Here is a 26,254-nt window from a genome sequence, read left to right as displayed (position 1 = left end):
CGCGTCTCCCGGCCGGCTCCCGCTCAGTGAGAGTGGGCCGATGCCTTGTCGGGGCGGTCGCGGTAGGCAGGGGGATGCGGAGCGAAGGGAGCCGGAGATGCTGATGGTTCGGGAGCGTCGGGCCTCGCGGCGGCCGGAATGACCGCGCGGCCGTGCCGTGAGGCCGACCTACGTGAGTGGGACGGCGAGGCGGAGGTCGTGGTCGTCGGATACGGCGTGGCAGGTGCCGCCGCCGCGATCGGCGCCGCCGTGGAGGGCGCCGACGTGCTGGTCCTCGAACACACCGGAGGCTGGGGTGGCGCCGCCGCGCTCGCGGGCGGGTTCGTCTACCTGGGCGGCGGCACCGGGGTGCAGAAGGCCTGCGGCTTCCACGACACCCCGGAGGCCATGCACCGCTTCCTGACCGCCGCCATGGGACCGGCGGCCGACGCCGCCAAGATCGAGGTCTACAGCGAGCGGAGCGTCGAGCACTTCGACTGGCTGGTGCGCTGCGGAGTGCCCTTCCGCGCGGCCTTCCACGACCGTCCGGCCTGGGAACCTCCGGGCGACGAGGGCCTGATGTACTCCGGTGGTGAGAACGCCCACCCGTTCGCCGACATCGCCCCGCCCGCACCCCGCGGACACCTGCCGCGCATGGCGGACAAGCGCACCGGCGAACGGGGTGCCGGCTACCAGCTCATGCTGCATCTCGCCACCAACGCCGAGCAGACGGGAGCCCGAGCGCGCTACGGCATCCGCTTCCGGCGGCTCGTCGTGGCCGACGACGGCCGGGTGCGCGGAGTGGTTGCGCGCAGCCTCGGCGAGGACGTGGCGATCCGGGCACGCCGAGGTGTCGTCCTCGCGGCCGGGAGCTTCACCTTCAACGCGGACATGGTCGCCCGGTACGTCCCGGCGCTCGGCGGGCGCCCCGGCTCGGCGGTCGAGCAGCACGACGGCCGGGCGATCCGGGCCGCGCAGGCCGTCGGCGCGGACACCGCCCACCTGTGGGCCTGCGAGGCAGCCGTGCACGCCGACCCCGGCCTGATGGTCCGGGGCGTCGTCGTCAACGGCCGCGGTGAACGTGTCATCAACGAGGACACCTACCCCGGCCGCATCGGCCAGGAACTGCTCCTCCACCACGGCAGCCAGAGCTTCGTGGTCGCCGACGAGGAGGCCGCCGAAGCGGCCGCCGCCGACCGCGCGGCCACGTCGATGCGGGTCCCTCCGCCGACCTGGGTTTCCGAGGACATCGCCGAACTGGAGCAGGCCATGGGCGTGCCGCCCGGAGCACTCGCGGCCACGCTCGGCCTCTACAACCGGCACGCCGCCGAGGGCCATGACCCGGTCCACCACAAGGCCGCCCCGTGGGTACGTCCGCTGCGCCCGCCGTACGGGGTCTACGACCTGCGCGGCCAGACCTCCGGATTCACCCTGGGCGGCCTGCGCACCGACATCGACGGCGCCGTCCTCGACGTCGACGGCGAGGCGATCGAGGGACTGTATGCGGCGGGGCGTACGACCGCTGGGATCGCCGCGGGCGGATACGCGAGCGGGATCTCCCTCGGCGACGGGAGCTTCTTCGGCCGCCGTGCCGGACGCGCGGCGGCACGCGGGTGAGACGGCGGGGCGGGTGCCCGGTTCGACGTATGCACACAGGCCAGGGGCCGGAAGGGAGAGGCCATGCCCAGTTCGGTGGAAGTGTTCGGCGGTGGAACCGCCGTGATCACGGGGGCGGGCGCCGGCGTCGGAGCGGGGCTCGCCCGTCACGCCGCGCTCGCCCTCGGGATGAACGTCGTCCTCGTGGACGTCGACGAGGCCGCGCTGGAGCACACCTGCGCCGACATCACGCGCGACGGGGGGCGGGCGACCGCGGCCCTCGTGGACGTGCGGGACGCGACCGCCGTACAGGCACTCGCCGACCGCGTGGTCAAGGAGTCCGGACCGGTGCGCCTGCTGGTCAACAACGCGGGCATCCTGCAGTTCGGTTACCTCTGGGACACCCCCGTGGCCAACTTCGAACGTCTCGTATCGGTCAACATCAGCGGCGTGTTCCACGGGATACGGGCCTTCATGCCACATCTGTTGGCCCAGTCCGAACCGGCCTGCGTGCTCAACATGGCGTCCGTCGGCGCCGTGACCGCGTGGCCGCTGCAGACCCCGTACATCATGAGCAAACACGCCGTCCTGGCCATGACCGAGTGCCTCCACCAGGAGGTCGGCCTGGCCGGAGACGGGCACATCCAGGTGGGCGCGGTGCTGCCCGGGGCCGTGACCTCACGCATCTTCGACCGGGCGGGCGGGGTCGACAGCGGTGACCTGGCCGCGGCCGAGAAGGAGCGCGAGGCCATGTTCCGGGTCCGCGAACGGGCCATCGGCGCCGAGGAGGCCGCCGCGACCATCCTGCAACAGGCCGCCGACGGGGAGTTCTACATCGTCACCCAGCCCGAGTCGGTGCTGGCCGCCATGCGCGACCGCGCCGACCAGCTGACCGCGCGCCGCCCACCGGCCCCCGCACGCAGCCGCTTCACCCCACCGCCTTCCCAGTGAATCCGGCCGCCGTCCCAGTGAACCCGGCCACGACACCGAGGAGATGAGCCATACATGGCCACGAAGAACCCCGCACCCGAGCGCACACCGCCGACGACGGTCCCCCTGCCGAGCACGAGCCTGGGGCACCTCGCCCTCCACTTCCGCCCGGGGGAACGGGCGCTCGCGACCCGGTTCTTCGAACTGCTCGGGGCCAGAGTCCAGGAGTTCCCCAACCAGTTCTCCGACGAGCCGCTTTACGTCATCGCGATGGACCGGGACACCCCCGCCCGCGCCGACAACATCGTCTACCTGTTCGCGCTGAAGCCCGCACAGCTCGAACTCGAAGCCGTCATCGCCCGGCAGTTGGGCGCCGGCACCGACGACGAGCACCCCGCGCTCACGGCGTTCCTCGAACAGCGGTCCCAGTGGCCGGAGTCGTACCTGCACTTCGGTCTCCATTACGGCCGGCTGGAGGACCTGGAGGCCGCGGTGACCGGGCTGCGCGAGGAGATCGCGGCGAACCCGGAGTTCGCCGCCCGTGTTCAGGGCCTGCAGGTCCTCAAGGCCCGCGGTGAGGACGGCGACCGGGAGATCGACGAGCGCATGGCCGCCTCCGAGGTGTTCTCCCGGACCGAGGAATACGCTTACGGTCGTCACGGCGCCCAAGTCCACATCCGCACCGACCTGTTCGCGACCGGACTCAGTCTCTTCGGCTCGGTGGTGGAACTGGACTTCGTCTTCACCGGTCCGGGACGCGAACGCAACGCGTTCAACTCGCCCATTTCCTAGACCTCGTCGTCACCGGCGTGCCAGGCGATCAGGCTCATCGCGTCGTCGAGGCGCTGAGCTGCCGACAGGTACCGACAGCGCGCCGGCACGGTCCGGATCTCACACGCGGCCTTCCTTCCCGGCGAGTCGGTGCCGCCGGGACCGGTGACAGCCCCCCGGATCATCGAGGACAGGGGCGAAGAGTCGTGCCGGCCCCGAAGACCACGAACCCGAACCGGGTTCCGCAAAGAAGGCGATGGGGGAAGGAAGCCGACCCCAGGAGCGAAGACGGACCCGCGGCGCCTCCTCGCCGCAGCGGTTCCAGCGCCATGGTCTCCTCAGAGAGAACTCACCGCATGACGACGGCTCTCTACGCTCCAGTGGCTGTCAGCCAGGTCCAGACACCGGTCTCGCCGAGGTCCGCCGCTCGCCGGCCGAGTGCGTCGGCCCAGTCCCGTTCGGTGGCCACGGCGTCGCGCCAGGCCCACAGCCGGCGGGTGAGGTGGTGCAGCGGATACTCCTGGGTGATGCCCATGGCGCCGTGCAACTGGTGTGCCATGCGCGCGACTTCGGTCGCCGTGCGCGCGGTGGTGAGGCGCGCCACGGCGACGGCGTCCGGAACCCGCGGCCCGGCACCGGCCGCGTCCGGGCCGCCCGCCGTCATCGCCTCCCGGGCGAGGGCGAGTGCGGCGTCCGCCTGCAGCAGGTGCACCTTCATCAGCGCCAGCCCCGACGACACCGCTGGCAGACGTGTCAAAGGGGCGCCGAACTGATGGCGTTCGCAGACGTAGGCCTTCGTCAGCAGGTACGCCCCGCGCGCGGTACCGGCCACCGCCGCCGACCACAGCAGGGCCAGACGCGCGCGCACCGCCTCGTACCCGGGCCCGGCGGCGACCGGCAGGGCGGGCGTACCGTCCAGCAGTACGGTGTCCCGCGGCTCTCCGGCCAGGTTCTCACCCGGCACCACGCTCACCGACGCGTGCCGCAGGTCGACGACCAGGGCCTCCAGCCCGGGCCGGCACACCACCAGGAACGCCGCGTCGCGTGCCCAGGGGACCAGTGGGATCTCCCCGGTGAGCGTCCCGCCGTCCATGTCGTCCCCTACCGTCGGCGGCCCGTCCGGCAGCACCAGGGTGGCGGGGGAGTCGTCCAGCGGCCGACCGTGGCAGATCACCCAGTCCGCGACCGACGACTCCACCACCGGCACGCCGACGCCGCGGGCGGCCAGCGCCCCGACGACCACCAGCAGGTCCTCCAGGGCGCCGCCCGAGCCCCCGCGTTCCTCGGGCACGCCGATCCGGGGCAGCCCCAGACCGCGCAGGCTCTCCCACACCTCCCGCGCCCCGTCGGGCCCCGTCGCCGACGTGCGGTCGGGGACGACGGACGCCACCAGGTCGCGCAACTCCTCCGCGTACTCGCTCATGCACGTGTCTCCTGACGGGCGACGAGGGACAGCAGGACCTCGGCGGCGCCACCGCGCAGCCCGAAGCCGGGGGAGGCTAGCAGGGCCTGGCCGTAGACACCGTCGGGGGAGGGCTCGCGGCACCGGCCGGTACGGCGCAGGGCCTCCACGACGTCGACCTCGAAGGCGTTCCCGAGGTACTTCAGCGCGGCAGCCTCCTGTACGGGCGCCTGCCCGGCGTCCAGCCGACCGGCCACCTCCCGGCACAGCCGCCGCAACACGGCGAGTCGCGCGACCAACGACCCCACAAGAGAGCGGAGTTCGGCGTCGTCCCGCTCCTCGGCTGCGTGCGCGACCAGCTCGGCCAGGACCGGATAGCTGGACAGGACGCGCTCCGCGCCGCCGCGCTCGAACGACAACTGCTCGACGACCTGCCGCCAGCCGTCGCCGACCGTCCCGATCACCCGGTGGGCGGGTACGAACACCTCGTCGAAGCGCACCTCGTTGAAGTGGTGTTCACCGGCGAGGTCCGGGATCGGCGTGGTGGACACACCGTCGGCGTCCATGTCGAGGATGAACTCCGTCAGGCCCTCGTGCTTGCGTTCCGTCCGCGCGGTGCGCGCCAGGACGTAGGCGTGGGTCGCCCGGTGGGCGTGGCTGGTCCAGATCTTGTGTCCGGAGATCAGCCATCCGCCGGTGACCGGGGTCGCGGACGTGCGCACGGCGGCCAGGTCGGAGCCCGCCTCGGGCTCGCTCATGCCCAGGCAGAACACGGCCTCGGCGGCGGCGATCCGAGGCAGGATCTCCGCACGCAGCGCAGGGCTGCCGTGCCTCAGGATCGCCGGGCCGATCTGCCGGTCGCCGATCCAGTGGGCCGCGACCGGCGCCCCGGCCCGCAGCAGTTCCTCGGTGACGGCCAGCCGCTCCACGTTGCTGCGGCCCGCGCCGCCGTACTCCTTCGGGTACGTCATGGCGATGAGCCCGTCCGCGGCGAGCGCCTTGCTGAACTCCAGGTCGAAGGAGCGCAGCCAGGAGTCGCTGCGCGGCACGTACCGGCCGGCCGCACGCCAGGACGCGGTCAGTTCCCTGACCCGGGCGCGGAGTTCGGCGCCGGCGTCGAGGGGCGGAGGTGGGCTCATGACGGGCCTCTCTGGGGTTCGGGACATCGGCGGTCAGCCTCCGGTGAAGACCCCGGCACGCTTTTCCCGGAAGGCGGCGTACGCCTCGGCCGAGTCCCGGGTCGACGTGATCACGGCCTGGTGGGAGGAGATGAGGTCGAGGGCGGTGCGCAGATCGTGCCGGGCGCCCTGGTGCACCGCGCGTTTGATCATCTGGATGGCGGCCGGGGGCCGTTCGGCGAGCCGTGCCGCGAAGGCGTACACACGGTCGAGGAGCTCCTCGGCCTCGTACACCTCCTCCACGAGGCCGATCCGCAGCGCCTCGTCGGCCGCCACGAAGTCGCCCGTCCACAGCAGCCGCAGCGCGGTCGCGGTGCCCACCGCGCGGGGGAGCAGCCAGCAGCCGCCGTCGCCCGGCACGAGTCCCACCTTGATGTAACCCTCGCTGAAGCGGGCCGTGCGCGACGCGAAACGGATGTCGCACAGCAGCGCCATGTCCATCCCGGCGCCCACGGCCGGCCCGTCGACCGCAGCGAGCACCGGCTTGGAGACGTCCTCCAGGGTCAGCGCGACCCGGTGCACCCGGCGGGTCAGCAACTCCTTCTCGCCCAGCGGGTCGCGCTGTTCGCCCTTGAAGTCGGACAGGTCCACCCCGGAGCAGAAGGAGCCGCCCGATCCCGTGACGACGATGACGCGGACCCGCGGATCGTCCTCGGCCCGGCGCAGCCGGTCCGCCCAGGCGTCGACCATGTCCAGGGTGAACGCGTTCCTGCGGTGCGGACGATTCAGCAGAATCGTCGCGATGTGGTCCTTCACGGAGTATTCGAGATCTGCCATAGCCGTCCCAGTCGGTGTCGCCAGTGGTGCGGGTGTCATGCGAGTCGCCCCGTCGAGCCCAGCGCCGCCCTGGGCGCCGGACGTCCGGTGCGCGGGGCGGCGCCACGGGGTGCGCCCAGTGCCCCCGAGGCGAGGAGCAGCCGGATCTCGGCCTCGTCCAGGCCGGCCTCACGTGCCACGGCGAGACCGTGTTCCCCGAGACCCGGGGCGTGCGAGACCTTCCCGTCCCCCGCCGTCACGGGCCGCGGGTCCGGCCCGAAGCCGACGGGCTGTCGGGGCAGCCGGAGCGGTCCCTCAGTGGGGTGCTCCACGCTCTCGAAGAAGCCGGTCGCGCGCAGATGCGGGTCGTCGAACAGGTCGGTGACGGTGTTGACCGGCGCGGCGGGGATGTCCCGCCGTTCCAGCTCGGCGAGCCACTCGTCGGTCGTCCGGCCCGCCATCTCGTCGTTGAGGAAGGCGTACAGCTCGTCGATGTGCTCGGTACGCTCCCGGATCGTGCGGTATCGCGGGTCGTCGGCGAGCTCCGGCCGGCCGACACAGTCGAAGAACGCGCGCCACTGGGCGTCCGTGTAGATCATCACGGCCAGATGGCCATCCTTGGTCCGGCACGGCCGCCGGTGCGGTGACGCCGTACGCGCGTACCCGGGCGGCCCGGCGGGCGGATCGAACACCCAGCCGCCCTGCTGCTCCAGGAGCATGAACTGGGTCATCGTCTCCAGCATGGGTACCTCGACCGCCTGACCCCGGCCCGTCACCTCGCGGCCGTGCAGCGCCGCCAGCACGGCCGCCGTCCCCATCAGTCCGACGATCTTGTCCGCCGCGGCCGTGCGGACGTACTCCGCTCCGCCCGCCCCGCCCTGCAGCGCGGCCATGCCGCTCGCCGCCTGGATGACGTCGTCGTAGGCCGGCCGGTCCTCGTACGGCCCGCCCGCCCCGAACCCGCGGAACGCGCAGTGTACGGCACGCGGATTGACCCGCAGCACGGCGTCCGCCGACAGACCGAGGCGTTCGGCGGCGCCGGGCCGCATGTTGTGCACCACCACGTCCGCCCCCGCCACCAGGCGGTCCAGGAGGTCACGGGCCCCGCCCTGCTTCAGGTCGAGCACCACACTCCGCTTGCCCCGGTTGACGTTGAGGAACACCGGCCCCATCGAGGTGCCGCGCACGTCACCGATCCTGCGGACCACGTCACCGCCCGGTGGCTCCACCTTGATCACCTCGGCGCCCCACTGGGCGAGGAGCATCGTGCAGTACGGCCCCATGAACGTGGAACTCACGTCGATGACGCGGACGCCCGCCAGTGGAAAACCCACGGTCCTGGCCCTTCCTGTTCGGTCGGTCTCGGTGAGCGGACCGGCGCCGGCACCCCTTGGATGCCGACGCCCGTCGTACTCAGCGTGTGTGGCTCCCGCCGTTGAGGTCGACCGTCTGGCCGGTGAGCCAGGACGCCTCGGGGGAGGCGAGGAAGGCGACGGCCGCGCCGACGTCCTCGGGCCGGCCGAGACGGCCGACCGGGATGCCCTCCGCGATCCGGTCGATCCCCGGGCCTCCGGCGCTCTGCATCAGCCCGAGCGCCAAGGTGTTCGCCGTGATCCCGGCCTTCGCCTCCTCCTGGGAGACGTGCCGGATGAACCCCTCGACGCCGCTCTTGCCCGCCCCGTACAGCGACACCCCGATGGCGAGGCCGGTCCGTCCCGCGCCCGACGAGATCTGCACAACGCGGCCCCAGCCGGCCTCCCGCATGCCCGGCAGAACGGCGTGCACGCAGTTCATCGCGCCGAACAGGTTGATCTCGACCGGACCGCGCCAGCGCTCCGGAGCGATGTCCCGGAACGGCCCGTAGCCCATGTCGGCGGGGATCCCGGCGTTGTTCACCAGGATGTCGACGGTCCCGTCGAGCGCGTCCGCGGCCCGCGCGACTCCCGCCCGTACGGCGTCGATGTCGGTGACGTCGAACGGAACCGGCACCGCCCGGCCCCCCGCCTTCTCGATCTCGGCGCACGTCTCCTCGGCCCGTTCCGGCCGGAGGTCGTTGACGGCCACCGCGGCGCCCTGCCGCGCCAGCGCGCGGGCGATGCCGGCCCCGGCGTTCTGGCCAGCACCGGTCACCAGTGCCACGTGTCCGGTGAGGTCGAACATGCCCATGGTCGTTCGGTTCCCTTCGTTCGTGCGATGCGGGCCCGCCCGTGCCGGGTCCTGTGCAGTGCCCTTGTCGTACTTGTGGTATGGGAGTTCAGTCCGCCGTGGTCCGGTGGGCCGAGGCCCCGGCCGGCCCCCGGTGCAGGAGCAGCGCGTCGGGGTCGGGCGCCCGGAGCATCGTCCAGAAGTCGACGAGCCGCCACGGGCAGGTGACCCAGGCCCGCCCGGCGGCGTTGCGGTAGTAGCCGTTCGCGGTGCCGGGGTGCTGCCAGACCGTGCGGTCCAGTTCGGCGTCGACCCGCTCGTTGTACTCCCGCGTCGCCTCCGGCGTGGGCTCCATCGCCGTGTAGCCGTGGTCCACGAGGTGGCGCAGGCACTCGACGGCGTAGTGGACGTGCTCCTCGCTCGTCACGTTGTGACCGCCGCCGTGGTTCGGCGCGGCGTTCGGTCCGGCGGTGACGAAGAGGTTGGGGAACCCGGGGACGGTGATGCCCAGGTGGGCGCGCGGGTCCTGGCCACCGTCCCAGCGCTCGGCCAGGGTGATGCCGTCCCGGCCCACGACGTCGAGGAAGCCGAGGAACTCGAGCCGGAAGCCGGTCGCCCAGATGATGACGTCTGCGGGAAGGAACTCCCCGTTCGTCAGCAGTACCCCGTCCGGCTCGATCCGTTCGAACGCGGTACGGTGCAGTGCCACGTCGTCACGGCGGACCGCGGCCAGGAACCCCGGATCCTTGACGATGCGCTTGGCGAACGGCGGGAAGTCGGGGGTGAGCATCTCCACCAGGTCGGGCCGGTCGCCCAGTTGCTCGTGCAGATGCTTCAGACAGATCTGCATCAGGGCGTCGTTGGCCGGTGAGGCGGAGACGTGGGTGGTGTACCACTCCTCGTCGATCCGGGGGATCGGATAGCTCTTGTCCGCGGTGAACCAGTGGGTCACCAGCCGATACCACTGCTGGTAGTACGGCAGATGCCGCATCGCCCACCGGGTGGCGTCGTCGACCGTGCCCACCACGGCCCGCTCGGGGGCGATCCAGTGCGGCTGGCGGAAGACCACGTCCAGATGGCGCGCCCGCCCGGCGAGGCTCGCCACGACCTGCACCGACGTGCATCCCGTGCCGAGCACGACGACCCGCTTGCCGTCGAGTGCGACGGAGTCGTCCCACTCGGCGGTGTGCATCGCGGTACCTGCGAAGGACTCCAGGCCGGGCACATCCGGGACGGACGGGCCGTTGAGGATCCCGGTCGCGGTGATCACGGCGTTAGCCTCGTATACCTGCGTGTCCCCGTCCGGGCCCGCGACAGAGACCCGCCACAGCTGGCGCTCGTCGACCCAGGTGCAACCCAGCACCCGGTGGGAGAGGGCGACATGCTCCCGGATGCCGTACTTGTCCGCGACATGGTGGAGATAGCGCAGGTACTCCGGGCCCGGCGGATAGTACTTCGACCAGTCCGGATTGAGTTCGAAGGAGTACGAGTAGAAGTGGCTCGGCGTGTCCACCGCAGCGCCCGGATAGGTGTTGTGCGCCCAGGTCCCGCCGATGTCGTCGCCCGCCTCGAACACCCGGTACTCGAACCCGGCCTCGCCGAGCTTTACCGCGGCGTTGATCCCGACCATCCCCGCGCCCACCACCGCGATCCGGAAGCCGGACGGCACCGGCCGGTGCCGGGGGAGGGAGTCCGGCAGGTACGCGAACCCCGCCTGCTCCCGCAGGTAGGGCACGTACTCCGGGCCGACGGCCTCGTCGGTGGCGACCCGGACCATGTCGAGGAACAGGGCGTCGTCGGGGATGTGGAGTGCGGGCACGAGCCCCTCACCGCGCAGGACCGCGTGCGCGCGTCGGCGCACCTCGTCCGCGACCTTCCCCGGGTACTGACCCGGCGCGAGTGTCTCCCCGGGGCAGGCGGCCTTCGCCGCGGCGAGGCGCTCCCGGAACTCGGTGAGCAGTGCCCGGTCCCCGGTCAGGTGCACCAGCGTCATCAGCAGGGCGCCCGGCTCGGCGGCCTCGACCGCGGCGCGCAGCTGGTCCGGGTCCGCGTCGTTCACCGGGTTCACCACCCGGGTCGGCCGGTCGTCGGGGATCACGGACGTCGTCATCGGTCCTCACATCGGGGGAGGGGGCGGGAGGGGGCGGTCAGGAGGGCTCGGTGCGGAGCGCCCGGGGCCGACGGGTGACTCCGACTCCCCGGGCGGGCGGGCCGGACCTCACAGGTGGCTCACCACGGCAGCGGGTGCTGCGTCTTCGCCCGCAGCAGTCCGGCGATCTCGGCGAGTGCCTGCCTGCCGCGCGCCAGGTGGTACAGCTGCATGAGGAAGCCGTGGCCGACACCCGGGTAGCGGGTCACCGTCGTCTGCACGCCCGCGTCGCGCAGCCGGGCCGCGTAGCGTTCGGACCAGTCCCGCAGCGGATCGAGTTCGCCCACGGCGACGATCGCGGGTGGGAGTCCGGTGAGGTCCTGCGCGTACGCTGGCACCTCGTCGGGGCCGGTGGGCTCGGGCCACCCGGCCCGGGCGAGGCCGTGCAGGTAGAAGATGTCGTCGCGGCTCAGACCCGGCGCGTCGGGCAGTTCGCGGACCGAGGCGGCGGCCATGTCCCGGTCGAGCCCGCCGTACATCAGGACCTGGCAGAACAGCCGGGGCCCGCCGCGGTCGCGGGCGCGCAGCGCGACGAGCGCCGCCAGCGTCCCTCCCGCGCTGTCCCCGGCGACGGCGATCCGGTCCGGCGCCACACCCAGCTCGGCCGCGTGCGCGGCGACCCACTCGGTGGCCGCCCAGGCGTCGTCGACCTGACCGGGGGGCGGATGCTCGGGCGCGAGGTGGTACCCGACGGCGAACACCCGGTGTCCGGTGTACGCCGCGATCGCCCGGGCGAACGGTTCGAAGGAGTGGTTCGTGCCCATCACCATGCCCCCGCCGTGGAAGTACACGACCGCGGGCACATCGGTGTCGGTGGTGGGACTGTAGACCCGGATCGGCAGCAGCCCGTGTCCGCAGGGCACGTCCAGGTCCTCCACGGCGGCCATCTTCGGCATGTCCGCCGGGTGAGGCATGGCCTCCAGCCCCGCGCGCACGGCCTCCAGCCCGGTCTCCCGCATCCCGCCGGCACCGCGGGCCCGCCGTGCCGCGTAGAGGGCCGCCGCGTCCGGGTCGGGTGTAGGGACGTGCTGCGACATTGCCGCACCCTTCTGTACGAGTACTGAGGCGGGCGCCGGGGAAGGCGGCGCAGCCGGTGCGAGCCGCGGACCGCGGGCCCGCGACGGACGCGCCTGCTCACCGCACCTGCTCCGCAGTCTGCGTCGGGGTCCGCGCGACCACGGAGGAGAGATCCCGCTGACCGGGACCGTTCGGGATCGCTGGACGGAGCCCGTCGGGCAGGGATCGCCGTCGCCGCCCACACCCGGTTCCTCCTCCGCGCGGCCCACGCCCCCCACCGCCTCGCGACAGCCGCGGGCGGGCCCGCCGGTCCGAACCACCGGCAGCCGTCGGCTGCTGCCCGCTGTCGACCCGGCCCTGCACACCGGGCGGTCGGTCCGCCGGCCGCGGCGCCGGCCGCGACCCGGGCCGAGCCCTCCGTCGACGCCCCGGCCCCGGAGTCCACTGAGCGGACCAGGGCGCTGGTCGATCGCGGTGCCGGGTACTTCAATCTCCCCACCAGGACCGCAACGTGGCGGTCGCCGCACGGGAAGGCCGAGTCGATGCCCGCATACATCATCGCCCGCAGTCACCTCAAGGACTCCAGCGAGGAGTCCAAGCGGGGGATGCAGGAGTACGTCGAGGCATATCTCCGGGTGGCCGGCGACCACCCGCACACACACCTCGCGCAGGGCGTGGTCGCCGAGGTGCTCGAAGGCGAGCCGCGGGAGGGTGCCTACTTCATCCAGGAGTTCCCTTCGAAGGAAGCCGCGTTGGCGTTCTACCACTCGCCGGAGTATCAGAAGGCCGTCGCGATCCGGCAACGGCACTCGGTCACCGAGATGATCCTCGTCGACGGGCTCTACGAGTACGAGGCCGACTGAATCGTCGCCGTCGGTCCACTCAACGATCCGGAAGAGTGGCGCCTGTTCTGTCGCCGCCGTTTCCTGTCCGGGATCCGCCCGCTCAACGACGACAGGAGGACACGATGTTCGAACCGGCCAATGACCGGCAGCGTCACATGGTGGGGGTCTGGGAGCGACATGGTTACGCCGAGTTCGCTCTCCACGACCCCGACGCGGCCATCGCGACGATGTGTGACGACCCCTACATCTACTGTGCTCCTCTGGGACAGTTGCTCAACGGTCGGGACGAGGTCTACGAGTTCTACTCCCAGCACTTCCTGCCGAACGTCCCGGCCGACGTCGAGCAGGAACTGACCACCCGGGTGATGGACGACAACCACATCTGGGACGAGTTCTTCTTCCGCTTCACACACGACCGCGAGATGCCCTGGAAGATCCCGGGTGTCCCCCCGACCGGCAAGCCGGTCGAGGTGGTGATGAACGTCGTGGTCGGCTTCGAGGGCGACCTGATCAAGTACGAGCACCTGATGTGGGACCACGCCTCGCTGCTCACCCAGGTCGGCGTGCTGGACGCCCCCATGGCCGGTATCGGGGTCAAGGCGCCCGCGCTGCTGCGTGGCCTGCACACATGAGAGGGGCGGGCGCTTCGCAGGACGGTCGGTTCCGGTGACCGGCACCGACCGGGGCCGCGGAGCCGGGGCCCGGCCGTCGCGGTCGTGTTCACCCACGGGAGGCCCGCTGACGTCGCCCGAAACCCTGGTCGAGCGCGACTCACGGTTCCGGAGGCCGCTGTGCCCGCCGAGGGCGGCCGGCTTCCCGGCCATGGCCTTCGTCGTAGGGCTCGATGGGTGCTCGTGGCCTCGGGGGCCGGTGCGACTCCTCGTTTTTGTCCTCGGCGACCCGGGGGTGCTGCCGTCGGTCCGGGCGGCGTCGGATGCCGGAGCGCCGACACCGAGGGCATGTCCGGGTGTGACGGCGCGGACGGGACGCCTTGCCCGACAGCAGGCGGTCCGGCGGCCACGGCTTCGTGGAGGACGGCCACTTCGGCGATGTGGAGGTCCTGATCCGCGGTGCGGGCACTGCCCCCGGATCATGGTCGTCTCGCGAACGGCCATCTCTCCGGGGTCGACCGGCACCGCGTCGTGGGTCGGAGCATCGGCGGCCACCGCCTTCGGCCATGGCTCTCGTGGACGGCGACGCGTGAGGGGGCGGTGTGCGCCGAAGGCGTCACGACGGCCGGACGTCCGACACCGGAAAGACCCCGGCACGGGCCGCCGTCCTCCGGTCGGCCACGGCGGGGACCCCGGCCCGGTGAGCGGGGCGCGCCCCGCGCGCCGCCGGTGGTCGTGTCGCACCGGCGACGGGCGGGGCGGTGTCGTAATCAGCGTTTGGTGTAGATGAAGCCGATCTTGTCCAACTCGTTGCCGGCGCGGCCGTGGAAGCCCGCGATCTGCCAGCCGGTCGGAGCGGTGCGGGTCACGCAGTCGGAGGTTGTCGTACCGGCCGCGAGGGTGTGACCCAGGTTGGTGGTGAATCGGGTGTAGAAGATCCGCGTGGTGTTGTTGTACTTGCCCTCGCACAGGTATGCGGTGGTCACGTACTCGCCGCTGCCCAGCGTCAGCGAGGACGCCGTGCCGCCGGTGCCGCCGTGGGTGAGCGTGGTGCCGTCGCCCAGGGTGATGCCGACCTGGTCGACGCGGGAGCCGCCACGCAGCGAGATCTGGGTGGCGGGGGCCGACGCAGGGACGCGGGCGATGTCCTGGTAGTAGTCGCCGTGCGGTCCGCCGAACTGGTCGCTCAGCTGGTAGTCGGGGCTCTGCGACCAGGTGAAGCCGACGGTGATCGGATCGTGGTCGGAGAGCATCTTCCCGTCGTCGGTGAGGAACTTGGCGTGCTCGTTGTTGTACGACGTCGCGTTGAGGCTGACCAGTCTGCTGCTGCGGTAGAGGACCTTGTCGACGACCTCGCAGGTGTTGGGCACGGTCGCTCCGGTCTGGTCGCAGACCAGCGCGTCGCTGCCCTTGGCCGGCGCGCTGCCGCCGCGGATCAGCTGGACCCAGGCGTCGGTCAGCCCGTTGGCCGCGGCGAACTCGCCGATCGTGTCGGCGGAGCGGGTGTAACGGGCGTTGGTGTCACCCATCACCACGACGGCGTTGCCCGCTGAGTGGGAGTTGATGAAGGCGGTGAGCTGGTTGAGGTTGTCGGCGCGGGAGGCCTCGTCGCCGTCGTTGGTGCCAGCGTTGGTGTGCAGGTTGTAGAAGTCGACGTACACCCCCTCGGCGAGGCGCTCCCGCATGAAGGTGAAGCCCTTCGGCGTGAGGCAGTCGCCCGAGTCGATCTGGCAGGAGTTCCACCGGACCCGCTCGAAGTCGTCGCCGTCCCACGCGTAGTCCGACACGGTGTTCAGGCCGCTGCCGACGCCGGCTCCCCCGCTGGTCGCGGTGCGGTAGGGGTGGGTGTCGGTCGAGTACAGGTAGGCGTGGTAGTTGAAGTCCTCCTCCACGTTCACGATGTCGTACGGGGCGATGCGCCGGCCGATCTCCGTGGTGCTGGTGTCACGCGGGGTGGAGGCGCTGGACAGCGCCGCGGGAAGGCCGGCGACATTGTAGGTGAGCACGCTGAAGCTGCCCGAGGCCGCGGCGGCGGCCGGGGTACCGGCCAGCGCGAGCCCGCCCAGGGCCGCGGCGGCGGCTGCCAGACAGGCGAGAAGTCTGCGCATGGGGATGTGTCTCCAGAGGAGGTGGGGAGTGGCGGTGTTGCATACATGCCAAAATGTAGCCCCGTGGAACGCGCTTGCATCCCCTTCCGGACCACCGGAAACGGAATTCCGGTTGACGCGGGGGTGTCCAACCGCCTTGACGGCGGGGCGGGTTCGGACGCACCGGTCGATGCCGGTTCAGAGCCGCTCGAGGATGGTGACGTTGGCCTGACCGCCGCCCTCGCACATGGTCTGCAATCCGTACCGGCCGCCCGTGCGTTCCAGCTCGCCCAGCAGCGAGGTCATCAGGCGGGTGCCGGTGGCGCCGATAGGATGGCCGAGGGCGATGGCTCCGCCGTTGACGTTGACCCGCGCCAGGTCGGCGCCGGTCTCCGCGGCCCAGGCGAGGACCACCGAGGCGAAGGCCTCGTTCACCTCGAACAGATCGATGTCACCGACTGTCATTTTCGCCCTGTCCAGGGCGCGCCGGGTGGCCGCGATGGGCCCGGTCAGCATCCACACCGGGTCGTCGGCGTACACGGAGAGGTGGTGGACACGGGCACGGGGCGTGAGACCGTGCTCGCGCACCGCCCGCTCCGAGGCCACCAGCAGGGCCGACGCGGCGTCGCTGATCTGCGAGGCCAGCGCGGCGGTGAGCCGGCCGCCCTCCCCGAGCGGGGCCAGCGCGGCCATCCGCCCCGGTGAGGTGTCACGGCGCGGGCACTCGTCGGTGGCGAAGTCCCCGACCGGCTCGATCTCGTCCTTGAACCGCCCCTGGTCGATCGCGGCGAGCGCCCGCCGGTGGCTGCGCAGCGCGAAGGACTCCATCTCCTCCCGCGACAGCCGCCACCGCTCCGCGATCATCTCGGCGGCCCGGAACTGGGAGACCTCCTGCTCGCCGTAGCGGGCCACCCAGCCCGGCGACTCGGCGAACGGCGTGGTGAAGCCGTACCGCTCACCCAGGGTCATGGACGCGGACATCGGGATCGCGGACATGTTCTGCACCCCGCCGGCGACGATCAGGTCGGCGGTGCCGGACATGACGCCCTGCGCGGCGAAGTGCACCGCCTGCTGGCTGGAGCCGCACTGCCGGTCGATGGTCACACCGGGCACGTGGTCCGGGAGCCCCGCCACCAGCCAGGCGGTGCGGGCCACGTCCCCGGCCTGGGAGCCGATGGTGTCGTTGCAGCCCAGGATGACGTCGTCGACGGCGGCCGGGTCGATGCCCGAACGCCGTACGAGCGCGCCGATCACATGGGCCGCGAGGTCCGCGGAGTGCACGCCGGACAGGGAACCGCCGCGCCGCCCCACCGGGGTGCGCACGGCGTCGACGATGTAGGCCTCAGCCACGCTTTTCCTCCTTCTACTCGGGGGACGGGGACTTCAGGCGTGCTGGCTGCTGACGGAGAGGACCTCACCCGTCATGTACGAGGAGTACGCGCTGGCCAGGAACACCATCACGTTGGCCACCTCCCAGGGCTCCGCGGCCCGGCCGAACGCCTCGCGCCCCTTGAGCTCGTCGAGGAACTCCTCGGTGGTGACCTTCGCCAGGAACGGGTGCAGGGCCAGGCTCGGCGAGACCGCGTTGACCCGGATGCCGTGCGGGGCCAGGTCGGCCGCCGCGCTGCGGGTGAGGGCCATCACCCCGGCCTTCGCGGCGGCGTAGTGCGCCTGCCCCTCCTGGGCCCGCCAGCCGACCACCGAGGCGTTGTTCACGATGACACCCCGGCGCTGTGCACGCACCATCCGGTTGCCGGCGGCGCGGACACAGCGGAACGTCCCGGTGAGGGTGATGTCCAGGACCCGCGACCACTCCTCGTCGGTCATCTCCAGGACCGAACGGGTCCCGCCGAGCCCGGCGTTGTTCACCATCACGTCTACCCCGCCGAACGGCTCCGCCGCGTCCAGCAGGGCGTTCACCTGCTCCTCCCGGGTCACGTCGCACAGGGCGGTGGCGACCCGTTCCGCCCCGAACTCCTCGGCCAGTTCCCTTCCGGCCTCGCCCAGCCGCCGCTCGTGGACGTCGCCGAGGACCACGGCCCGCGCCCCCTCCTCCAGACAGCGCCGTACGACCGCGGAGCCGATGCCCGCACCGGCGGCGGCGGTGACCACCACGGTCAGGTCCGCCAGCAGTCCGTGTCCGGGTACGTAGTCGGGCGGTGCCTGTCCGGCTCGTTGCGTGTTCATGCCTTCGGCTCCCTGGGCAGGCCGAGCACCCGCTCGGCGATGATGTTGCGCTGGATCTCGTTCGAGCCGCCGTAGATGGTGTCGGCCCGGCTGAACAGGAACAGCCGCTGGAAGGCGTCCAGGTCGTACGGCGGTCCCTGCGCCACCAGCGAGGAGGCGCCCGCCACCTCCATGGCCAACTCCCCGAGCCCCCGGTGCCAGGTGCCCCACAGCAGCTTGGCGATCGACGCCTCAGGCCGCTGGGAGCCCGAAGTGCCCAGCATCCGCAGCGCGTTGAGCCGGATGACCTCGAGGCCCATGTGGGCGCGGGTGATCCGGTCCTGGATCACGGGGTCGTCGATGGCGCCCGTCCGCCGGGCCAGCGCCACCACCGCGTCCAGTTCGCGGGCGAAGCCGATCTGCTGGCCGAGCGTGGAGACGCCCCGCTCGAACCCCAGCGTGGCCATGGCGACCTTCCAGCCGTCGCCGGGCGCGCCGACCACGAGCGAGCCGTCGGTCCGCGCGCCGTCGAAGAACACCTCGTTGAACTCGGAGGTGCCGGTCAGCTGAATGATGGGCCGTACGGTGACGCCCTCCTGGCGCATCGGCACCAGCAGGTACGACAACCCGGCGTGCCGCACGGAGCCCGGTTCGGTCCGTGCGACCACGAAGCACCAGTCCGCCAGGTGCGCGAGGGAGGTCCACACCTTCTGGCCGTCGATCACCCACTGGTCCGGCTCTCCCGCCCCCGCGGCCGGCTCCAGCCGGGCCCGGGTGGACACCGCGGCCAGGTCGGAGCCCGCACCCGGCTCGGAGTAGCCCTGGCACCACAGCTCCTCGACGGCGCGGATCGCGGGCAGGAAGCGGTCCTTCTGCTCCTGGGTGCCGAAGGCGATGAGGGTCGGCCCGAGCAGTTCCTCCCCCAGGTGGTTGACGCGCGCGGGCCCGTCGGCACGGGCGTACTCCTCGTGGAACACCACCTGCCGGGCGAGGTCGAGCCCTCTGCCGCCGTACTCCTCGGGCCAGCCGATACAGGTCCAGCCGTGGCCGGCGAGATGCCGGTCCCAGGCCAGCCGTTCCTCGTACGCCTCGTGCTCCCGGCCGGAGCCGCCGAGGCCCTTCAGACCGGCGAAGTCGCCGGACAGGTGGGTCTCCAGCCAGTCCCGGACCTCACGGCGGAAGGCCTCGTCCTGCGCTGTGCCTGGCAGTTGCACGCTTTCCCCCTCGAAGGTGCCGTCGGTTCACGATCGTGCTGTTCGGGAGCTGGGGCATCGCCTACACTAACCCACCAAGCACTTGTTTGGTATGCATCCGTGGTTCGTGTGAAGGAGCTGGCATGTCCGCTGCGGAGAGCCGCCCGGCCGAGGAGCAGGTCGTCACCTACGAGGTCCGCGGCCCGGTCGCCGTGGTGACGGTGAACCGCCCCCGGTACCGCAACGCGCAGAACTCGAAGGTGACGTACGCCCTCGACGCCGCCTTCACCCGGGCCGTCGACGACGACGCGGTGAAGGTCGTGGTCCTCGCGGGCAGCGGCGAGCACTTCAGCGGCGGCCACGACATCGGCACGCCGGGCCGTGACATCCACGAGAGCTTCGAGCGCAGGGCCGTCATCATGTGGGACCACACCGACAAGGAGGGCGTCGACGCCCGCCTGGCCCGGGAGTCCGAGGTGTACCTCGGGATGTGCCGCCGCTGGCGGGAGATCCCGAAGCCGGTGATCGCCATGGTCCAGGGCGCGTGTGTCGCCGGCGGGCTGATGCTGGCCTGGTCCTGCGACTTCATCGTCGCCTCCGAGGACGCCTTCTTCTGCGACCCCGTCGTGCGCATGGGCATCCCCGGGGTGGAGTTCTTCGCCCACCCGTGGGTGATGAACCCGCGCGCGGCCAAGGAGTTCCTGTACACCGGCGACCGCTTCAGCGCCCAGCGGGCGCAGCAGCTCGGCATGGTCAACCATGTCGTGCCCCGCGAGGACCTGGAGTCGACCGTCTTCGCGTTGGCCGAGCGGATCAGCGCGATGCCCCGCTTCGGCCTCGCGCTCACCAAGCGGGCGATCAACCAGGCCGAGGATCTGCAGGGCATGCGCTCCGGCATGGACTCGGTGTTCGGCCTGCACCACGCGGCCCACTCCCACAACGCCGAGGTGAGTGCCGACTCCCTGGCGGGCATGGACGCGCGGGCGATGCGCGACTCGGGACGGCAGGCGGCGGGCGACGCCTGAGGCCGGCCCGCGTTCTGCCCAGGACTCTTCCCGAAGGGGGACCGGATGACGTTCGCGCCCACCGAGGAACAGAACGAACTCGCCGTGACCGTACGGCGTCTGCTGGAGCGCCGCAGTGACAGCGGCGCGGTGCGGGCCGCCGCCGCGCGGGCTCCCGGTTACGACACGGGCCTGTGGCGCACCCTTTGCGATCAGGTGGGTGTGGCGGCCCTGGCCATCCCGGAGTGCTACGGCGGCGCGGGGTTCACCCTGTTCGAAACGCACATGGTGCTGGAGCAGTTGGGCGCCTCGCTGACGCCCTCTCCGCTGCTCGGATCCGGTGTGCTCGCGGCCCGGGCGCTGCTGCTCAGTGGCGACGAGGCGGCCTGCGAGCGGCTGCTGCCCGGCCTCGCCGAGGGCACCTCGGTGGCGGCCGTCTGCTGGGCCGGTGAGGACGGTCACTGGCGCACCGACCGCAGTGACGTGCGCGCCACGGGCGGGAGCACCTGGTCCCTGACAGGGACGGCCCCCCTGGTCCTGGAGGGAGTCCATGCCGACGTCCTGCTGGTGGTGGCCCGGACCGGCCCGGGGCGGGTCGGCCTGTTCGAGGTGGACCCGGACGACGACCGGGTGCGGCGTACGCCCACCCCGGCGATGGACACGACACTGAGCCTGGCCGGGATCGCGTTCGACGCGGCGCCTGCCGCCCCCCTGACCCTCGACGCGTCCGGCCTGCTCGGCACCCTGCACTGCATCGCCGCCGTCGCCGTGACCGCCCTACAGGTGGGCACCGCCCAGCGGGCGCTGGACATGACCGTGGCCCACAGCAGGGAGCGCGTCCAGTTCGGCCGCCCCATCGGGTCGTTCCAGGCGCTGAAGCACCGTATGGCCGACATGCTGGTCGAGGTCGAGACGGCGAGGTCCGCCTCATGGGCGGCGGCCCGCTCCGCCGCCGCGGAAGACGACCCGGAGCTGCCGGCGCGGGCGGCGCTGGCGAAGGCGTGGTGCTCCGAGGCGCTGAACAAGGTCGCGGCGGAGACCGTCCAGCTGCACGGCGGAATCGCGATCACCTGGGAGCACGATGCCCAGCTCGTATTCAAGCGGGCCCACGCGTTGTCCCAGCTGTTCGGTCAGCCCCACGAGCACCGGCAGCGGCTCTTCCGCCGGGTCATCGGTGCGGAACCTCGATGAACACCGCCTCGGCCTCGACCGTGCGCACGCCCTCGCACTCGATCCGTCCGATGACGCCGACCTTGCGGCCGGAGTGCTCCACGATCTCGGAGCGCAGCCGCAGGGTCCGCTCCAGCGGTGTGCGGGCGAGATAACGCACGGACAGCGTCCCGGTCACACACAGCAGCCCGGTGGACTGGACGAGGATGCCCAGCATGTTGTCCATCAGCCGGGCGCAAACACCGCCGTGCACCGAGTCGGTGGGGCCTTCGTACAGGGCGTTCACGACGGTGGCGGCAGTCGCGCTGCGGCCGTCCTGGGCGAAGGACACCTCCAGGGGGAGGTGCACCGGGTTGTACCGGTCGAGAAGCACTCGCCGTACGCCGACGGTCTCCGCCACGGGCAGCGGCACGCACCGGGTCCCGGCCCGCTTCTCCAGGGCCCGGGTCACGGACGCGAGGGTCTCGGTGGCACGGGCCAGCTCGCCACCGGGGACGTCGGTCACTGCGACGGCGTGGGCCAGTGCCCGCGTCGCCTCGACGAGGCCCTCCCTCGCCCGGTTCTGCTCCGTCTCCCGTGGCCCACGGCCCACCCCGCTCCTCCTGACGGTCACGCGGACTGTCCGCCGTCGACGACGAAGTCCTGGCCGGTGCAGTAACTCGCCGCGTCACTGGCGAGAAAGGCCACCATGGCGGCCACCTCCGAGGGCGTGCCGACCCGGGGGATGGGCTGCCCGGCGACCGCCCCGCCGCCCGCCCGGGTCTCCTCGCTGATCATCGCGGTGTCGACCGCTCCCGGGCAGACGCAGTTGACCCGGATCCCGTACCCGCCCAGCTCCTTGGCCGCCGACCGGGTGGCGCCGCGCAGCGCCCACTTCGACGCGGAGTAGGCGAGGCCGCCGGGGTAGCCCGTGAGTCCGGCCGTGGAGGCGATGTTGACGATGGAACCGCCGCGCCCACGCATCAGAGGAAGCACCGCCTGCATCCCGAGGACGGCTCCCACGAGGTTGACCCTGAGCGTGGCCTCCAGACTCTCCTCGGACAGCTCGGCGAGTGGCTCCCGGATCGAGATGCCCGCGTTGTTGACCAGGATGTCGACCCGTCCGAAACGGTCCGCGGCCTGTGCCATCGCGGCCGCCCAGGCGCCCTTGTCCCCGACGTCGAGCGGACAGGTCAGTGTCTCGCCCCGGATCCGGTCGGCGACCGCCTGCGCGTTGCTCTCGTCGAGATCGGTGAGAACCACCCGCGCGCCCAGACCCGCCAGGGTCCGCGCGTGCTCCGCGCCCTGTCCCTGGCCCGCTCCGGTGACGAAGGCGATCCTGTCCCTGAGGTCCACGGCGTGCACGACCACTTCCGGGCTCCTCCCGGCCGATATCCTCAACCAAGCAATTGCTTGTTAGTCTAACTCCATGAGCCGTCAGGAGGGCCACCGTGACCTACTCGGTCAACCATGTGGGAATCACCGTCAGCGACCTGGACCGTGCGCTCGACTTCTACGCACGGATCCTCGGGGGCGAGCGGGTCGGTTCCTGGGAACGCAGCGGCCCAAGGATCGACGCCGTGACCGGGTACCCGGGCGTCGTGGTCCGTCAGGCCTTCGTCCGCCTGTCCCGGGGGGCGACGCTCATCGAACTGCTCCAGTACGTCGGCGGTTCCCCGGAGGTGACCGACCCGGACCACGGCCGGGCAGGCTCGGTCCATCTCGCCGTGGACGTGACCGGACTCGACGCCCTGCTCGCCCGTGTCCGGGCGGAGGGCGTCACCGTGCTGTCGGAGCCCATCACGGCCGGAGCGGGCCCGCTGGAGGGCTGCCGTCTCGTCTACGTGCTCGACCCGGACCGGGTCCGGGTCGAACTCGTGGAGCCGCCGGACGCGGGGAGCGCTCCCTGACCGGGGCCCGATCGTCCCTCTGATCAGGGCTCGTCCCGCTCCAACCGCGCCAGTTCCCCGCCGCTGAGCGCGAGGCCGGCCGCCGCGGCGGAGTCCCGGACCGACTCCGGCCGGCTCGCCCCCGGGATCGGGACCACCACCTGTGACCTGTGCAGCTGCCAGGCGAGCACCACCTGGTACGTGCTGACACCCCGCTCCCGTGCGACGTCCTCGAACGCCGCGTACCGCGCGCCGAGTCCCTTCGCCTGACGCATCCCGCCGAACGGCCCCCAGGCCAGGAACGCCAGGCCCAGCTCCTCGCACAGCGCGATCTCCGGTTCGCTGGAGCGGAAGCCCGGCGAGTACTCGTTCTCCACCGCGACCAGCGCGTCACCGAGGATCCCGTGCGCCAGCCGGATCTGCTCCGGGTTCGCGTTGGAGATCCCGGCGCGCCGGATCAGCCCCGCCTCGTACAGATCGCGCAGCCCGCCCATGGTCTCGGCGTACGGGACCTTCGGGTCGGGCCGGTGGTGCAGGTACAGCGGCAGGGCCTCCAACCCCAGGCGGCGCAGCGAGTCCTCGCACGCGCGGCGCAGGTGCTCGGGCCGGCCGTCGGTGTCCCACTCCTGGTCGCCGGGCCTGAGGTGGCCGCCCTTCGTCGCCACGACCACGTGGTCGACCGAACCCGGGTAGTCCGCGACGGCCTTGGCCAGCATCGACTCGTTCACGCCGTACCCGGCCGCGGGGCCGTACACGTCCGCGGTGTCGAAGAGCGTCACTCCGGCGTCCAGGGCCGCGTGCACCGTACGGACCGCCCGTGCCTCGTCGTAGCCGGGCACCTGGGTCAGCGTCATCGCGCCCATGCCCACCGGGAAGACCCGGGTCCCGCCCAGGGGTCGCGTCCTCGGACTCGAAGCGGAGTCGGTCATGTGGTCTCCTTCGCGGGTGCTCCGCCCGTTCCCGGTCGCCGGGCAGTCATCGGTCGGCCCGAGTCAACCTAACAATTGCTTCGTCACCAAGCAAGCGCTAGGTTAATTTGGGAGCTTCGGCCCTCCGGACGTGAGAGGAAGTGTCCATGGGTGACAAAGCGATGTCCCTGGAGGACTTCGCCGGGACCGTCGAGTCGGGCATGACGGTCGGCATCGGCGGCTGGGGATCACGGCGCAAACCGATGGCGCTGGTGCGTGAACTCCTGCGCACCGACGTCCGCGACCTGACCGTCGTCACGTTCGGTGGCCCGGACGTGGGCCTGCTGTGCGCTGCGGGCCGGGTCCGCAAGCTCGTCTACGGCTTCGTCTCGCTGGACAGCATCGCCCTCGACCCGCACTTCCAGGCCGTACGGGAGCGGGGCGCCGTCGAGACCGCGGAGTACGACGAGGGCATGTTCGTCACGGGGCTGCGCGCCGCGGCCAACCGGCTGGACTTCCTGCCCACTCGCGCCGGCCTCGGCTCCGACGTCCTCACCATGAACCCCGATCTGGTGACGATCGCCTCCCCGTTCTCCGACGACGAGTACGTGGCGATGAGGGCCCTGCGGCTCGACGTGGCCCTGGTGCACGTCAACCGCGCCGACGCCGCGGGCAACGCCCAGTACCTGGGCCCGGACCCCTACTTCGACGACCTGTTCGCGATGGCCGCGGACCGCTGCTTCGTCAGCACCGAGCGGATCGTCGGGCCCGGGGAACTACTCGACGCCGGGCCCGCGCAGTCCGTGCTGATCAGTCGCCTCTTCGTGGACGGGGTGATCGAGGCACCCCGGGGCGCGCACTTCACGTCGTGCGAGCCCGACTACGCACGGGACGAGGCCTTCCAGGCGCACTACGCGGCGGCCGCGCGGGACACCGACTCCTGGGAGCTGTTCCGCAAGACGTTCCTCGACGGTGACGAGCAGGCGTACCACGCGGCCGTGGCGGACTTCCACGCCCGGCGCGACGGACAGGAGGAGGGCCGATGACGGAGATCACCCGGGCCGAGGTGTGCGCCGCCGCGTGCGCCGACGTGTGGCGCGACGCCGGCGAGGTGCTGGCGCACGCGGTCGGTGTGCTGCCATCGGTCGGGGCGCGGCTCGCGCGTCTGACGATCAGCCCGGACCTGGTCCTCACCGACGGCGAGGCGTACTTCATGAGCGAGCCGCCGCCGCTCGGCCGGACCGCCGCCGACGGGGGAGTGGTCGAGGGCTGGGTGCCCTACCGGCGGGTCTTCGACATCGTCGCGAGCGGGCGCCGGCAGAGCATGATGGGGGCCAGCCAGATCGACCGGTACGGCAACCAGAACATCTCGCTCATCGGCGACTGGCGACGTCCGAAACGGCAGCTCATCGGGGTGCGCGGGGCGCCCGGCAACACGGCCAACCACCGCACCGACTACTGGGTGGCCCGGCACACCCCGAAGGTCTTCGTCGAGAAGGTCGACGTGGTCTGCGGCGTTGGCAACGACCGCGCCCGCGGCGCCAGGGGCCTGGGCTTCCACCACCTGGGCGTGGTGATCACCGACCTGGCGGTCCTCGACTACGACGACGAGGGGCACCTGCGCGTACGGTCGCTGCATCCCGGTGTCACCGCGGACGAGGTCCGGATGAACACCGGGTTCGAGATCGACACGAGCGGCGCCACCGAGACCCGCCTGCCCGACGCGAACGAACTGCGGCTCATCCGCGAGGTCGTCGACCCCCGGGCTCTGCGCGACCGCGAGGTCCCCGTCACCCGGTGACGAGGCCGCCGTGCAGCATGCGCAGGTACTGCTCGGCCAGCGCCTCGGCGCGGAACTTGCCGCGCGGGCGGTACCACCGCACACTGCACCACACGGTGTCCCGGATGAACCGGTACGTCAGGCTGACGTCGACGTCGGCGCGGAAGACCCCCGACCGCTGGCCCGACGTGAGCGTCCGGAGCCAGATCTTCTCGATCTTCTTGCCCAACTGGTCGACGTACTCGAAACGGGACTGTCCGACGAGCGTGTCGGCCTCGCTCTGATAGAGGGCCACGGCCTCCGGGGTCTCGTGGATGGTGGTGAAGGCGTGGGTGATGAGTTCGTCGAGGACCACTCCCGGGTCCGTGCCCTCGTTCTCGATCTCCGCGAAGCGCTCGTGGAGCCGCTCCAGGAAACCCCGGAGGATCTCGTCGAGCATGTCCTCCTTCGAGTTGAAGTGGTGGTACAGGCTGCCCGACAGGATGCCCGCCTCGTCGGCGATGTCCCGCACGGTGGTCTGCGTGTACCCCCGGGTGGCGAACAGGCCGGCCGCGATCTGCAGCAGTTCCGCCCTGCGCTCGGAGCCGGTGCCGTTCCTGGCCGCCGTCCGTGCCGGGGCTGCCGCCCGGGCGGGGCGTCGTGCCGCCATGTCGTTCGTCCCTTCCGCCGGGGGCCTGCCCGCCCGGCGTCTGCTCGAAT

25 protein-coding genes are annotated in these 26,254 nt (G+C 71.9%); 10 read left to right on the top strand and 15 right to left on the bottom strand.

All coding sequences use genetic code 11. The features are described 5' to 3' along the window. Positions 1-138: 138 nt before the first annotated feature. From ACIRF9_RS42665 to ACIRF9_RS42655, 3 genes are all read left to right on the top strand, one after another. The gene (locus ACIRF9_RS42665) at positions 139-1,596 is read left to right on the top strand and encodes an FAD-dependent oxidoreductase (protein WP_403834062.1); all 1,458 of its coding nucleotides are present in this window, start codon (positions 139-141) and stop codon (positions 1,594-1,596) included. A 63-nt stretch (positions 1,597-1,659) separates the two neighbouring features. Continuing rightward, the gene (locus ACIRF9_RS42660; RefSeq protein WP_403834060.1) at positions 1,660-2,526 is read left to right on the top strand and encodes an SDR family NAD(P)-dependent oxidoreductase; all 867 of its coding nucleotides are present in this window, start codon (positions 1,660-1,662) and stop codon (positions 2,524-2,526) included. Positions 2,527-2,580: 54 nt separating this feature from the next. After that, positions 2,581-3,297: a hypothetical protein gene (locus ACIRF9_RS42655; RefSeq protein WP_403834058.1), complete on the top strand. Its 717-nt coding sequence runs from the start codon at positions 2,581-2,583 to the stop codon at positions 3,295-3,297. Positions 3,298-3,646: 349 nt separating this feature from the next. On the opposite strand, the gene ACIRF9_RS42650 is transcribed toward ACIRF9_RS42655, so the two are convergent. From ACIRF9_RS42650 to ACIRF9_RS42620, 7 genes are all read right to left on the bottom strand, one after another. Then, the gene (locus ACIRF9_RS42650; protein WP_403834056.1) at positions 3,647-4,699 is read right to left on the bottom strand and encodes an acyl-CoA dehydrogenase family protein; all 1,053 of its coding nucleotides are present in this window, start codon (positions 4,697-4,699) and stop codon (positions 3,647-3,649) included. Then, positions 4,696-5,817 carry an acyl-CoA dehydrogenase family protein gene (locus ACIRF9_RS42645; protein WP_403834054.1) on the bottom strand — a complete coding sequence of 374 codons (1,122 nt, stop codon included), beginning with the start codon at positions 5,815-5,817 and terminating at the stop codon, positions 4,696-4,698. The genes ACIRF9_RS42650 and ACIRF9_RS42645 overlap by 4 nt, the downstream gene beginning before the upstream one ends. A 33-nt stretch (positions 5,818-5,850) precedes the next feature. Continuing rightward, positions 5,851-6,633, bottom strand: coding sequence for an enoyl-CoA hydratase/isomerase family protein (locus tag ACIRF9_RS42640; RefSeq protein ID WP_403834052.1), 783 nt, complete (start codon positions 6,631-6,633; stop codon positions 5,851-5,853). A gap of 35 nt (positions 6,634-6,668) precedes the next feature. Beyond that, positions 6,669-7,946 (bottom strand): CaiB/BaiF CoA transferase family protein, encoded by a 1,278-nt coding sequence (locus ACIRF9_RS42635; RefSeq protein ID WP_403834049.1) that lies wholly within the window; start codon positions 7,944-7,946, stop codon positions 6,669-6,671. Between the two features lie 79 nt (positions 7,947-8,025). Continuing rightward, on the bottom strand, positions 8,026-8,778 hold the full coding sequence (locus ACIRF9_RS42630; RefSeq protein ID WP_403834046.1) for an SDR family NAD(P)-dependent oxidoreductase: 753 nt from the start codon (positions 8,776-8,778) through the stop codon (positions 8,026-8,028). Between the two features lie 88 nt (positions 8,779-8,866). Continuing rightward, positions 8,867-10,867 carry a flavin-containing monooxygenase gene (locus ACIRF9_RS42625; RefSeq protein ID WP_403834043.1) on the bottom strand — a complete coding sequence of 667 codons (2,001 nt, stop codon included), beginning with the start codon at positions 10,865-10,867 and terminating at the stop codon, positions 8,867-8,869. 119 nt (positions 10,868-10,986) lie between these two features. Further along, positions 10,987-11,943: an alpha/beta hydrolase gene (locus ACIRF9_RS42620; RefSeq protein ID WP_403834040.1), complete on the bottom strand. Its 957-nt coding sequence runs from the start codon at positions 11,941-11,943 to the stop codon at positions 10,987-10,989. A 522-nt stretch (positions 11,944-12,465) separates the two neighbouring features. Between ACIRF9_RS42620 and ACIRF9_RS42615 the strand changes: the two genes are divergently transcribed. Both ACIRF9_RS42615 and ACIRF9_RS42610 read left to right on the top strand, forming a co-directional pair. Continuing rightward, positions 12,466-12,786, top strand: a complete 321-nt coding sequence (locus tag ACIRF9_RS42615) for a DUF1330 domain-containing protein (protein WP_403834038.1) — start codon at positions 12,466-12,468, stop codon at positions 12,784-12,786. Between the two features lie 104 nt (positions 12,787-12,890). Beyond that, complete coding sequence (locus ACIRF9_RS42610) at positions 12,891-13,400, top strand: nuclear transport factor 2 family protein (RefSeq protein ID WP_403834035.1); 510 nt, start codon at positions 12,891-12,893, stop codon at positions 13,398-13,400. A gap of 749 nt (positions 13,401-14,149) precedes the next feature. Here the strand turns inward: ACIRF9_RS42610 and ACIRF9_RS42605 are convergent. The 4 genes from ACIRF9_RS42605 to ACIRF9_RS42590 all read right to left on the bottom strand — a co-directional run bounded on the left by ACIRF9_RS42605 (position 14,150) and on the right by ACIRF9_RS42590 (position 18,846). Then, positions 14,150-15,487: a jacalin-like lectin gene (locus ACIRF9_RS42605; RefSeq protein ID WP_403834032.1), complete on the bottom strand. Its 1,338-nt coding sequence runs from the start codon at positions 15,485-15,487 to the stop codon at positions 14,150-14,152. Positions 15,488-15,664: 177 nt separating this feature from the next. Beyond that, positions 15,665-16,816: an acetyl-CoA C-acetyltransferase gene (locus tag ACIRF9_RS42600; protein ID WP_403834029.1), complete on the bottom strand. Its 1,152-nt coding sequence runs from the start codon at positions 16,814-16,816 to the stop codon at positions 15,665-15,667. 33 nt (positions 16,817-16,849) lie between these two features. Beyond that, positions 16,850-17,653, bottom strand: a complete 804-nt coding sequence (locus tag ACIRF9_RS42595; RefSeq protein WP_403834025.1) for an SDR family oxidoreductase — start codon at positions 17,651-17,653, stop codon at positions 16,850-16,852. Then, a complete protein-coding gene (locus ACIRF9_RS42590) occupies positions 17,650-18,846 on the bottom strand; it encodes an acyl-CoA dehydrogenase family protein (RefSeq protein ID WP_403834023.1) in 1,197 nt (398 codons plus the stop codon). The genes ACIRF9_RS42595 and ACIRF9_RS42590 overlap by 4 nt, the downstream gene beginning before the upstream one ends. A 122-nt stretch (positions 18,847-18,968) precedes the next feature. Here ACIRF9_RS42590 and ACIRF9_RS42585 point away from each other — a divergent pair, with 122 nt between their 5' ends. Together ACIRF9_RS42585 and ACIRF9_RS42580 are read left to right on the top strand one after the other, a co-directional pair. After that, positions 18,969-19,850, top strand: a complete 882-nt coding sequence (locus ACIRF9_RS42585; RefSeq protein ID WP_403834020.1) for an enoyl-CoA hydratase — start codon at positions 18,969-18,971, stop codon at positions 19,848-19,850. Between the two features lie 45 nt (positions 19,851-19,895). Beyond that, positions 19,896-21,020 carry an acyl-CoA dehydrogenase family protein gene (locus ACIRF9_RS42580; protein ID WP_403834018.1) on the top strand — a complete coding sequence of 375 codons (1,125 nt, stop codon included), beginning with the start codon at positions 19,896-19,898 and terminating at the stop codon, positions 21,018-21,020. On the opposite strand, the gene ACIRF9_RS42575 is transcribed toward ACIRF9_RS42580, so the two are convergent. Next, positions 20,998-21,591 (bottom strand): PaaI family thioesterase, encoded by a 594-nt coding sequence (locus ACIRF9_RS42575; RefSeq protein WP_403834015.1) that lies wholly within the window; start codon positions 21,589-21,591, stop codon positions 20,998-21,000. The two genes, ACIRF9_RS42580 and ACIRF9_RS42575, sit on opposite strands and share 23 nt — an antisense overlap. A gap of 17 nt (positions 21,592-21,608) precedes the next feature. Beyond that, entirely contained in the window at positions 21,609-22,349 is a 741-nt protein-coding gene (locus ACIRF9_RS42570) for an SDR family NAD(P)-dependent oxidoreductase (protein WP_403834013.1), read from the bottom strand. An 80-nt stretch (positions 22,350-22,429) separates the two neighbouring features. Between ACIRF9_RS42570 and ACIRF9_RS42565 the strand changes: the two genes are divergently transcribed. After that, positions 22,430-22,888 carry a VOC family protein gene (locus ACIRF9_RS42565; protein WP_403834011.1) on the top strand — a complete coding sequence of 153 codons (459 nt, stop codon included), beginning with the start codon at positions 22,430-22,432 and terminating at the stop codon, positions 22,886-22,888. Positions 22,889-22,911: 23 nt separating this feature from the next. On the opposite strand, the gene ACIRF9_RS42560 is transcribed toward ACIRF9_RS42565, so the two are convergent. After that, positions 22,912-23,796 carry an aldo/keto reductase gene (locus ACIRF9_RS42560; protein ID WP_403834009.1) on the bottom strand — a complete coding sequence of 295 codons (885 nt, stop codon included), beginning with the start codon at positions 23,794-23,796 and terminating at the stop codon, positions 22,912-22,914. Positions 23,797-23,942: 146 nt separating this feature from the next. On the opposite strand from ACIRF9_RS42560, the gene ACIRF9_RS42555 reads away from it, so the two are divergent. Continuing rightward, a complete protein-coding gene (locus ACIRF9_RS42555; protein ID WP_403834007.1) occupies positions 23,943-24,821 on the top strand; it encodes a CoA transferase subunit A in 879 nt (292 codons plus the stop codon). Beyond that, positions 24,818-25,576, top strand: a complete 759-nt coding sequence (locus ACIRF9_RS42550) for a CoA-transferase subunit beta (RefSeq protein WP_403834005.1) — start codon at positions 24,818-24,820, stop codon at positions 25,574-25,576. The genes ACIRF9_RS42555 and ACIRF9_RS42550 overlap by 4 nt, the downstream gene beginning before the upstream one ends. Here the strand turns inward: ACIRF9_RS42550 and ACIRF9_RS42545 are convergent. Continuing rightward, a complete protein-coding gene (locus ACIRF9_RS42545; RefSeq protein ID WP_403834003.1) occupies positions 25,566-26,204 on the bottom strand; it encodes a TetR/AcrR family transcriptional regulator in 639 nt (212 codons plus the stop codon). The genes ACIRF9_RS42550 and ACIRF9_RS42545 overlap by 11 nt on opposite strands. Positions 26,205-26,254 lie beyond the last annotated feature (50 nt).

It is taken from the genome of Streptomyces sp. NPDC096132 (genome assembly GCF_044763345.1).
GTDB lineage: Bacteria > Actinomycetota > Actinomycetes > Streptomycetales > Streptomycetaceae > Streptomyces.
This window is presented reverse-complemented; position numbering and strand designations above follow the sequence as displayed.

Bases quoted from the DNA above. Each gene is read 5' to 3' on its own strand.
- ACIRF9_RS42660 (WP_403834060.1), top strand. From the start codon at position 1,660: ATGCCCAGTTCGGTGGAAGTGTTCGGCGGTGGAACCGCCGTGATCACG.
- ACIRF9_RS42640 (WP_403834052.1), bottom strand. From the start codon at position 6,633: ATGGCAGATCTCGAATACTCCGTGAAGGACCACATCGCGACGATTCTG.
- ACIRF9_RS42610 (WP_403834035.1), top strand. From the start codon at position 12,891: ATGTTCGAACCGGCCAATGACCGGCAGCGTCACATGGTGGGGGTCTGG.
- ACIRF9_RS42645 (WP_403834054.1), bottom strand. From the start codon at position 5,817: ATGAGCCCACCTCCGCCCCTCGACGCCGGCGCCGAACTCCGCGCCCGG.
- ACIRF9_RS42585 (WP_403834020.1), top strand. From the start codon at position 18,969: ATGTCCGCTGCGGAGAGCCGCCCGGCCGAGGAGCAGGTCGTCACCTAC.
- ACIRF9_RS42650 (WP_403834056.1), bottom strand. From the start codon at position 4,699: ATGAGCGAGTACGCGGAGGAGTTGCGCGACCTGGTGGCGTCCGTCGTC.
- ACIRF9_RS42595 (WP_403834025.1), bottom strand. From the start codon at position 17,653: ATGAACACGCAACGAGCCGGACAGGCACCGCCCGACTACGTACCCGGA.
- ACIRF9_RS42580 (WP_403834018.1), top strand. From the start codon at position 19,896: ATGACGTTCGCGCCCACCGAGGAACAGAACGAACTCGCCGTGACCGTA.
- ACIRF9_RS42620 (WP_403834040.1), bottom strand. From the start codon at position 11,943: ATGTCGCAGCACGTCCCTACACCCGACCCGGACGCGGCGGCCCTCTAC.
- ACIRF9_RS42655 (WP_403834058.1), top strand. From the start codon at position 2,581: ATGGCCACGAAGAACCCCGCACCCGAGCGCACACCGCCGACGACGGTC.
- ACIRF9_RS42630 (WP_403834046.1), bottom strand. From the start codon at position 8,778: ATGGGCATGTTCGACCTCACCGGACACGTGGCACTGGTGACCGGTGCT.
- ACIRF9_RS42550 (WP_403834005.1), top strand. From the start codon at position 24,818: ATGACGGAGATCACCCGGGCCGAGGTGTGCGCCGCCGCGTGCGCCGAC.
- ACIRF9_RS42605 (WP_403834032.1), bottom strand. From the start codon at position 15,487: ATGCGCAGACTTCTCGCCTGTCTGGCAGCCGCCGCCGCGGCCCTGGGC.
- ACIRF9_RS42555 (WP_403834007.1), top strand. From the start codon at position 23,943: ATGGGTGACAAAGCGATGTCCCTGGAGGACTTCGCCGGGACCGTCGAG.
- ACIRF9_RS42560 (WP_403834009.1), bottom strand. From the start codon at position 23,796: ATGACCGACTCCGCTTCGAGTCCGAGGACGCGACCCCTGGGCGGGACC.
- ACIRF9_RS42615 (WP_403834038.1), top strand. From the start codon at position 12,466: ATGCCCGCATACATCATCGCCCGCAGTCACCTCAAGGACTCCAGCGAG.
- ACIRF9_RS42625 (WP_403834043.1), bottom strand. From the start codon at position 10,867: ATGACGACGTCCGTGATCCCCGACGACCGGCCGACCCGGGTGGTGAAC.
- ACIRF9_RS42545 (WP_403834003.1), bottom strand. From the start codon at position 26,204: ATGGCGGCACGACGCCCCGCCCGGGCGGCAGCCCCGGCACGGACGGCG.
- ACIRF9_RS42665 (WP_403834062.1), top strand. From the start codon at position 139: ATGACCGCGCGGCCGTGCCGTGAGGCCGACCTACGTGAGTGGGACGGC.